This window comes from Oleiphilus sp. HI0117 (genome assembly GCF_001635235.1).
Genome location: NZ_LWGA01000704.1, coordinates 1 through 8,452, shown reverse-complemented (window position 1 = coordinate 8,452; position 8,452 = coordinate 1). Strand labels below are relative to the sequence as shown.

The 8,452-nt window shown below is 44.7% G+C and carries 7 protein-coding genes; 3 read left to right on the top strand and 4 right to left on the bottom strand.

The window, feature by feature from the left end; genetic code table 11:
- Window positions 1-22 precede the first annotated feature (22 nt).
- Window positions 23-1,330, top strand: a complete 1,308-nt coding sequence (locus A3757_RS10280) for a methyl-accepting chemotaxis protein (RefSeq protein WP_082865343.1) — start codon at window positions 23-25, stop codon at window positions 1,328-1,330.
- A 231-nt stretch (window positions 1,331-1,561) separates the two neighbouring features.
- On the opposite strand, the gene A3757_RS10275 is transcribed toward A3757_RS10280, so the two are convergent.
- The 4 genes from A3757_RS10275 to A3757_RS10260 all read right to left on the bottom strand — a co-directional run bounded on the left by A3757_RS10275 (window position 1,562) and on the right by A3757_RS10260 (window position 5,228).
- Entirely contained in the window at window positions 1,562-2,365 is an 804-nt protein-coding gene (locus tag A3757_RS10275) for an OmpA family protein (protein WP_068508878.1), read from the bottom strand.
- 27 nt (window positions 2,366-2,392) lie between these two features.
- Window positions 2,393-3,265 (bottom strand): motility protein A, encoded by an 873-nt coding sequence (locus tag A3757_RS10270; RefSeq protein WP_068508880.1) that lies wholly within the window; start codon window positions 3,263-3,265, stop codon window positions 2,393-2,395.
- Window positions 3,266-3,519: 254 nt separating this feature from the next.
- Window positions 3,520-4,212: an N-acetylmuramate alpha-1-phosphate uridylyltransferase MurU gene (murU, locus tag A3757_RS10265; RefSeq protein ID WP_068508882.1), complete on the bottom strand. Its 693-nt coding sequence runs from the start codon at window positions 4,210-4,212 to the stop codon at window positions 3,520-3,522.
- A complete protein-coding gene (locus A3757_RS10260; RefSeq protein ID WP_068508884.1) occupies window positions 4,209-5,228 on the bottom strand; it encodes an aminoglycoside phosphotransferase family protein in 1,020 nt (339 codons plus the stop codon). The genes murU and A3757_RS10260 overlap by 4 nt, the downstream gene beginning before the upstream one ends.
- A gap of 373 nt (window positions 5,229-5,601) precedes the next feature.
- Between A3757_RS10260 and A3757_RS10255 the strand changes: the two genes are divergently transcribed.
- Both A3757_RS10255 and A3757_RS10250 read left to right on the top strand, forming a co-directional pair.
- On the top strand, window positions 5,602-7,854 hold the full coding sequence (locus A3757_RS10255; RefSeq protein WP_068553418.1) for an LPS-assembly protein LptD: 2,253 nt from the start codon (window positions 5,602-5,604) through the stop codon (window positions 7,852-7,854).
- Window positions 7,855-7,949: 95 nt separating this feature from the next.
- The coding region (locus A3757_RS10250) for a SurA N-terminal domain-containing protein (protein WP_197469992.1) at window positions 7,950-8,452 on the top strand (503 nt) is incomplete at its 3' end.

Below are 8,452 nucleotides of genomic sequence, written 5' to 3'. Positions count from 1 at the left end.
TTTCTAATTCTGCGGATACTTGATGTTTTTAAAAGAATCTACTGTAACTCTTTGGCTTTCAAAGCTTGCTAGCGGAGAAGTGACAGAAACAAATGCCCCAGCATGGCTGTTACCGTTCGTAAAAAACGAGTCTGACGCCGATCTTCTTAAAATCGCCGACAAGACAGTTGATTCGGCAAAAGTGGTATCAAGGTTTGGACGTGAAGGTTTACAGCTAAACAGCCGGTTAGATGAGGTTGTATCCGAATCGATTCAACTAGCGAGCGCTATCGAAGAAATGTCTGCTACCGCGCAAGAAATAGAGTCACTTGGTCAACAGGTACTTGAGCGTGCCCAGCATACATGCGATGAGGCTGGTAGAGGCAGTGACGCCCTTAGTTTACTTGTTCAAAAACTAGACTCAATTGAATCATCTATCAAAGATGTTGGGCGTAATGCCGAAACTTTTGTTGAACAAACTAAAAGTATCATTCAGTTGACGACTACTGTTAATGAAATCGCTGATCAGACGAATTTACTCGCGTTAAACGCTGCTATTGAAGCCGCACGAGCAGGAGAGTTTGGACGCGGATTTTCCGTAGTCGCCGATGAAGTGCGTGGACTCGCTCACCGCAGTGCTGAAGCAGCGAGTGAAATTCAATCTATTGTGAGCGGTGTAGTAAATGGAGCTAATGATGTAGAACGCATCGTAGGAGAAACTATTGGTGTACTAGAAGACTCTCATCAAGACCGAAAACAGTTAGTTCAAACAATTTCTGATGCTCAAACCGCTGCTACAGAAAATGTTGATGCAACAGCTCAAATTGCCTCAGCAGCAACAGAGCAAGCTTCCGTAGCACAAGATATGGCAAGAGGTGTGCAAAATACCGCTGATGGCATTAATGAATCATTCACCATTTTCAAAGATATGTATAAAAATGTCGAATATCTACGTGACCTGCAAGTAGAGTGTTTGAGCTACTTTGATGTAAGCAACGATGATGTACTGCTTCGCATGGCCAAGAGTGACCATATTGTGTGGGTAGATAAGGTTATCCGTTTTGCATTATTTGGACAAAACAGCGTACAAGAGAGTGAGCTAAAAGATCATACCCAATGTCGCCTTGGGAAATACCTAATGTCTGATAAAGGACAGCAGCTAAGTTCCAAGAGTCGCTTCAAAGAGCTTTATGAAGATGTTCATCCGAAAGTACACGCTAAGGGCATAGAAATCTATAAGGTCGCACGAGCAGGCGCTGAACCATTATCTCTGCAGGGTGCAGTTGAAGAGCTTATTGGCTTATCAGATAGCGTATTGGATATTCTTAATGAATTTATCCAGCACCGTTAGAATTTCTTAGACCTTGCAATATTACCTCTGTTTCAGAAGGTGAAAAACAGCCCGCCAATATGAGGCTTGTGGCGCTTCGAAATGCTTGCTTTAGATCTCGCCGGCAATGCTAGGTTTAGGTCTGCTTTCAAAAGCAAAAAAAGTGGCGTATTAATCATAGCAACAAATTTAGCGACGCTAAGCTTCATCTATTTTTTTGCACAACTGCAAATTCAAAGCTTAGCTAAAGCACTATTTCTCTAGCTTCAAAAGCACCCTGCGATTCAGCTCTTGCGCCTGAGCCGAGTCTTCTTTTCTGGCTGGTCTAGAGTCACCATAGCCTTTAGCACTGATACGAGCTTCTGCGACTCCCTCAGAAATAAAGAAGTCCATTAAGGTTTCCGCGCGTCTTTCGCTTAGTTCCTGCTCGGAGGTGATTTCGCCATACAAGGATGCATAGCCATTTGTGTGAACCTCAATAACAATTGGCTTTGCTTGCTTTCGAAGCTCTGGTAGCAAGCTATCCAAAATAGACGCCCCTGAACGAGCCAAGTCATAAGACCCTGCATTAAAAAGAACACGAGAACTAAGTTGCAAGCTTAGGTAGGGTTCAGAATCTTCTATTTGAACATGCTGTTTTAAGTTTCCTGTATTGATAAGCGTGGCGAGTACTGAAGCATCAAGTTCGCCACCCTCTTGGCCAATACCGGTCAAATCCATCAGTTCATCAGTGAACACAGACAAATCAGCAGGCTTCTCAACAGGCGCCAAAACAGGTGCCTGCACTGAGCGAAACGTTAAATACAGCAATAAGCCCAGCGCTAGCATGAGCAGGAATAAATCAACAAATATGGAAGAGTTCGAGCCTTGCTCAGACACACCTTCACTTGATTGAAACTTAGCAAGTCGAAGTTTTTCAGACCAAGAGCTTGCGTCCTTCTTCTGAGCCTTCTCTGCGAAGCCATCGACTTTAGATAACATGGCCTTGAAATTATCAGCAGGACGCCTATGGCGTAAGTCTGAATAATTATCTGAGCGATTTAATGCACTACTCATTTACGTTTCTCAAGCAGTAGAAGTTTATTAAGCAGAGCGCTGAAGCCCAAATTTCACTAACATTGGCTTCTTCGAAGCTCGCTTTGGCTTTTTAGTGGTTTGCTGATTAGCTGATAATGCGTTCATGCTTTCGATGTAAGTCATCAAGGTCTCGCGAATCACCGCAGGCGTCCGACGCTCGTGAATCAGAACAATACCTTCTGCAAGCAAGGTAATATGCTGAACCTCTTTTAATCGACGCTGCTCCAGCCTTTCAGCAATCGGTTTGAATACAAAGCTCGCCAGGATTAAACCATAAAAGGTACTAACCAAGGCAAAACCCATAAGGCTTGCCGCCTCAGAAACGGCTCTGCCCTGCTCCAAGATAAAAGCTATATTGAGCAAGGCCAGCACGGTACCGGCAATACCAAAAGTCGGTGCAAGATTCGCCAGGGTGCGGAAGATGCCTATATAGCGCCCTTCATTTAAATTTACCTGGCTAATCTGCCAATTGAGAAGTGAAAGAATATCGTCGCTTGGCTGGCGATCCCTGATCATCTGCAGCCCCTTTTTCAAAAAAGGTTTATCCAGTTTTGATAAATCCCGGTCGATCAGGGTGTATTGGTTTCTAAACCAAAGCTGAGCAAAATGAAGAATGATATTGGCTTCGTTTGCCACGTCAGAGTGCTCGGCTTTATTTCTTGGAAAAGCTTGTCGAAATGCGGCAAGGCAATCGTCAAATGAGTGACTCAAGACAGCCCCGGTAAACGTTCCCAAAACCACAAGCAACAAACCTGGAAGGTTCAAAAACTTTAAAGGTTCAAGGCTTGATAAGGCCAGCACCAGAACAAAGGCAGCCAACAGTAATAAAACAAGAGTGCGGCCCGTTAGCTTCTGCCGGGAAAGAGCTTTAAAAGACATGAGATTATTCCATCAATAAATATTTCTAATGGAATATGCATAAACTGCGCCTAATGGTGATTTTGGAAAAAACAAAACCTGAAGCGATAAGCAAAGCCTAGAAAACTAAACTTAAGCTATTGTTAAATAACAAATTAACTTGAAATACTTTATATAAAGCTAATATTAAAAACTAGCCTTTCAATCTAAGGTATGAAGAAAGGAGCCAAAAGTTCGTCAACACAAACAAATAAAACCGTCATATTTTTGCCTGTTTATGCTGACACTCTATCCCTGAGTGTTTGTAAGCGCTCCGGCGTTCCAACATCGAGCCAATAGCTCTGGATACGCTCACCACCAACTCGCTGTGCTTCAATCGCAGTTCGTAGCTGAGGGCCCAATTGCGAAGGGCCAGGTTTTATATCCTTAAAGAAATCTCGGTGAAACAAAGCAATTCCGGCATAGGTCAGGTGCTTGCCATCATTTGTATTCGCTGACAACTTACCGCTACTTTGTAAGACAAAATCCCCTTTTAAATTGTGCTCAGGATTATCCACTAGCGCGAGATAAGCCTCCCGCGACTCATTGTGAGTAGAAGCGTTATTCAGAAATTCAGCAATATTCAACTCACTATAAACATCGCCATTGATAAGCAAAAACTCTGGCTCGGCTTCGTCCGTCAACATTGAAAGCGCTTGAACAATACCACCCGCCGTTTCCAGAAGTTCAGATTCGTGACTGTAATGTATACGTAGGCCCCACTTTTCGCCATTCCCCAGGCTAGCCGGAATTTGCTGAGCTAACCAATGCGTATTAATCACCACATCTTGAATACCTGCCGCAGCGAGCTTCTCTAAGTGAAATTCGATCAGGTACTTCTCACCTATCCTCAATAAAGGCTTGGGGACATGCTCCGTCAAAGGCCGCATACGCTTGCCAAGGCCTGCTGCAAGAATCATCGCTTTCATGAAGAAGCTCCCAGCTTTTCTGATAGCCCAGGCAATACCCTCTGCTCAAGAAAGTGAGTCAGCTCCTGAAACTCAGGGTAAGCCGCACTGACTTTAACGATATACTGCACCGTTCTTGGAATATCATTCAAATAGCCATGCTTTCCATCTCGCAGGGATAGACGAGCAAAAATACCGGCCGCTTTCAGATGCCGCTGCATGCCCATTAAGTCGAAATCTCGTTTGAACTGTTCAAAGCTCGCTTGTCGCTCAGCCGAATCACTCAATAAGTCGTAAAAGTCTCTGCACCAAGACTCAAGCTGCTCGTTTGGCCAAACGATGTAACAATCACGAAGCAGGGAAACCAGGTCGTAGGTGTTAGGACCTTGCACCGCATCCTGAAAATCGATTATTCCCAGCTCTTCACCAACCACCATCAAATTTCGCGCATGATAGTCACGATGGACAACGACTTGTGGTTGAGCCAAAGCACTTTCTTCCAAAGCATGAAAGCTTGCCTTTAAAAGCTGCCTCTCGTCTTCACTCAAATCAAGACCAAGCTTTTTCTCAAGCAACCAGTCTGGGAACAGGGCCATTTCCCGTTGCAGCAGTGCACTATCATAGAGTGGTAGAGCATAATCATTTGCTGGCTTAAGACTTTGGATCTTTAGCAGCGCCTTCATGGCTTGCGCATAGTGTTTATTACCACTTTCTATCACCGGGCTATCGGGATTCAGGTAAGGCAACAATAGCTCATCTCCCAAATCGCTTAATAATAGAAAGCCTTTATCCAAATCAACTTTTATCAAAGCCGGAACATTGACCCCTTGCTCTCGCCAACTACGTGCCAAGCAAACAAAGCTATTAGAGTCTTCCTTTTCAGGGGGAGCATCCATTGCGATTAAAGACTGGCCGGGCTGTTGAAAGCGGAAGTAGCGCCTGAAACTTGCATCGCCCGAGACAACCGAGAGCTCGGCTTTTTCTATCTCCAATGCTTCGGCAACCCAGGTACAGAGTGCTTGATACCGTTGATCCATCAATTAATCCTAATGTGTTTTCTTCTATTGAGTTGAATAAGACTTTATCGCTTTGGCTATGTATGCGTCAGTGTATATGACTAAGAAAGGCATGACCTTCATTCGCTGCGGCTATCCTAATCAAATTATATGTGCGCAGCAAAACTTAGCGAATTAAAAAAATGAGAGAATAAATCCAAGCGACTGGCTTTGAGTCTCAACAAAAGTTAAATGACATCCCTCCTGGCAGCGTTTATTATTCGCAACTAGGTTTGTTCATTAAACTAGCTAACCCTCTCGCTACTCATACTGGATCTCTGCATTGCCAACATTATCGCCATTTAAAGCTCCATCAAAGCGCATCTTCATAAGAGCAGTGCCTTTAATGTTAAGCATGAGCGCATCTGTCTGGGCAAATGATAATAGTTCGCTAACAACAGAGGCATGCTCATCAGCAAAGTCTGCGTCACCTTCAACAGAGCTGACATCAGAAAAACCGGTTAAGCCTGAAGAAGGTATTGTGATTCACGCCAAGGAAGTTAACTACCTTCCTGATGAAAACCTGGAGCTTAAGGGCGATATCGAATTTACTCACGGGCCTTACCATGCTCAAAGTAATGAAGCATCCATTAACAAAATTAGCCAGACAGCTGAACTTAAAGGCGACATCGTACTAAGCAGCCCCGATCTGATACTAAAAGGTGACAGCGCAACGGTAAATATGACCAGCGATAGAGTTTCGGTCATCAATGCCAGCTTCTCGAACCCCAAAACTTCAATTAACGGCAAAGCTTCAGAAATAACACGGGCAGACGAAAATACGCTGCTCATTCATGATGGCTTATTTACCAGCTGTCCGCCCGAGAAAAGAGACTGGGCCTTCGCTGCAGAAAACATTTCTCTCAATAGAGAAGAAGGCTTCGGCCAAGCAAAAAACACCCGTTTTCTGATTAAAGATACGCCTGTGATGTACATTCCCTGGTTTTCGTTTCCGATCGATGACCGCCGTAAGTCGGGCTTCTTATATCCTTCATTCGGTACCTCAAATACAGAGAACGGCATATTTCTATCGACCCCCTATTATTTTAACTTAGCGCCCGACTACGATGCGACGTTTACGCCCAGCTATGTTCATGGCAGAGGGGTACATTCCGATCTAGAACTTCGGCATGCTAGCACTTATACCAATAGCGAGCTCAACTTAGGCTACATCAGCAAAGACAAGTTCTATAATAGCGAGCAGAAAGCAATCGGCCCAGATGACACGGACGCTCGCTGGGGCCTCAGCTTTAGTCAGGATATCAATGCGCATCATGACGGCTGGTATGGCACGCTCAAATATAGCCAGATCAGCGACTTTGACTACCTGGATGATTTGAACCAGGGGCTGAATATAAACCGAAGTGATAACCTTGATCGAAGGGCTGAACTCCATTATTCAGAGGATAACTGGCGATTCAGCTTCTTGATGCAGCAATACAAAAGTATCGATGAAACACTGCTGGCAAGCGAACAAGCTTATCAACGCTTACCTGAACTAAATTATCAATTCGGTTCTATCTACAAACAACTGCAACTCGACTGGCACAGCCAATATGTCTACTTCTATCGTGACCAGGAAGGTCTCGTCGGGGATGAACGTATTATAGGCTCACGCGTTCGACACCAGCCCAAGGTATCATTGCCTTTATCTAAGAGCTGGGGCTATATCAGCCCATCTGTAAGTATCGACCATACCGACTACTTTCTTGAAGATTATACGCCTGTCGACAATAATATCTCTCGCACCATTCCAATTTATGAACTTGATGCGGCTTTATTCTTCGACCGAAGTTCTTTATTCAGTGAAAGCCAATTCTTCAAGTCATCCACGATTCGCCACAGCTTGGAACCACGAGCTTACTATGTGAATGCCAAGAGCGTAGACCAAGATGCTCTTCCTAATTTCGACAGTACCTTACCTAGCTTCAACTATCAGCGACTGTTTAGTCCCTATCGCTTTAGTGGCGGTGATCGAGTCGGTGACAATAACAGCCTGACGATAGGTATCACCAATCGTTGGACCGACATGCAAACTGGGCAAGAGAAAGCTATTGTCAGCATTGGCCAGGTTTACCACTACGATGATCGCGAAGTTGGCATAAATGGCGTTGGAGAGGCCGACCGCAAAGACTCCCTGCTGGCGACCGAGTTTATCTTCCGTCCCTATCCAGGTGTAGAGCTGGCAACGAGTGGTTTATGGGATGCCAGAAACAACCAGACCCAGGAAGGCAATACGAGTTTGCACTTACACAGTCAAGACTACCGTCATGTGCTGAATTTCAGCCATCGCTATATCCAGGGTGAGCTAGAGCAAATCGACACCTCTTTTATTGCGCCTATTTATCCTCAAACCAGTCTAATAGGCCGTCTTCGTTACGACCTTGAGGAAGAGCGCAGCATTGGTTCGCTTGCAGGCATTGAATATAGTAGCTGCTGCTGGCGCGTTCAATTGCTAAGTCAATCTTATCTAGATAGTGATAGCGAAGTCTTACATGGGTTTTTGTTCCGTTTTCAACTAAGTGGTGTTGGCGGTTTTGGACAAAGTACCCGTAGAATGGATCAACATATTCCGGGCTATGCGGCCCGAGAAGAAATTTTAAATTAGAGTTATTTATAGTTATGGCGATGTTTACTCACACCCACAAAAAATCACCTTCAATTCTGAGCCTATTATTTAGCACCCTACTAGGACTTAGCTGTATGGCCTCTGTGGCTCATGCTGAAGAAAACTCTAGACCTGAACTGAGGCCAAATGCAGTACTTCTAGACAAAGTCATCGCCATTGTCGATGACGATATCGTGATGCAGTCTGAGCTAGCCCAACGTGTAAACTCGATCACTAAACGCTTACAGCGCCAGAATACCCCTCTTCCCTCGTTGTCAGTTATGCGACAGCGTGTGCTTGATCAATTAATTCTTGAAAGCATCCAGCTACAAATGGCAAATCGTACCGGTATTCGTATTGGTGATGCCCAGCTTAATACCACTCTAGAGAATATCGCTCGTTCGAATAACATGACGCTCTCTCAGTTTGAAGCGCAACTTGAGCTAGAAGGCGACACCTACGCCAGTGCTCGTGAACAAATACACCGGGAAATGGTCATCTCCAGAGTTCAAAAAAGACAGGTTGACCAACGCGTAAGAGTCACCGAGCAAGAGGTTCAAGCATTCTTAGCCTCAAAAGAAGGTCGAACACAATCTGG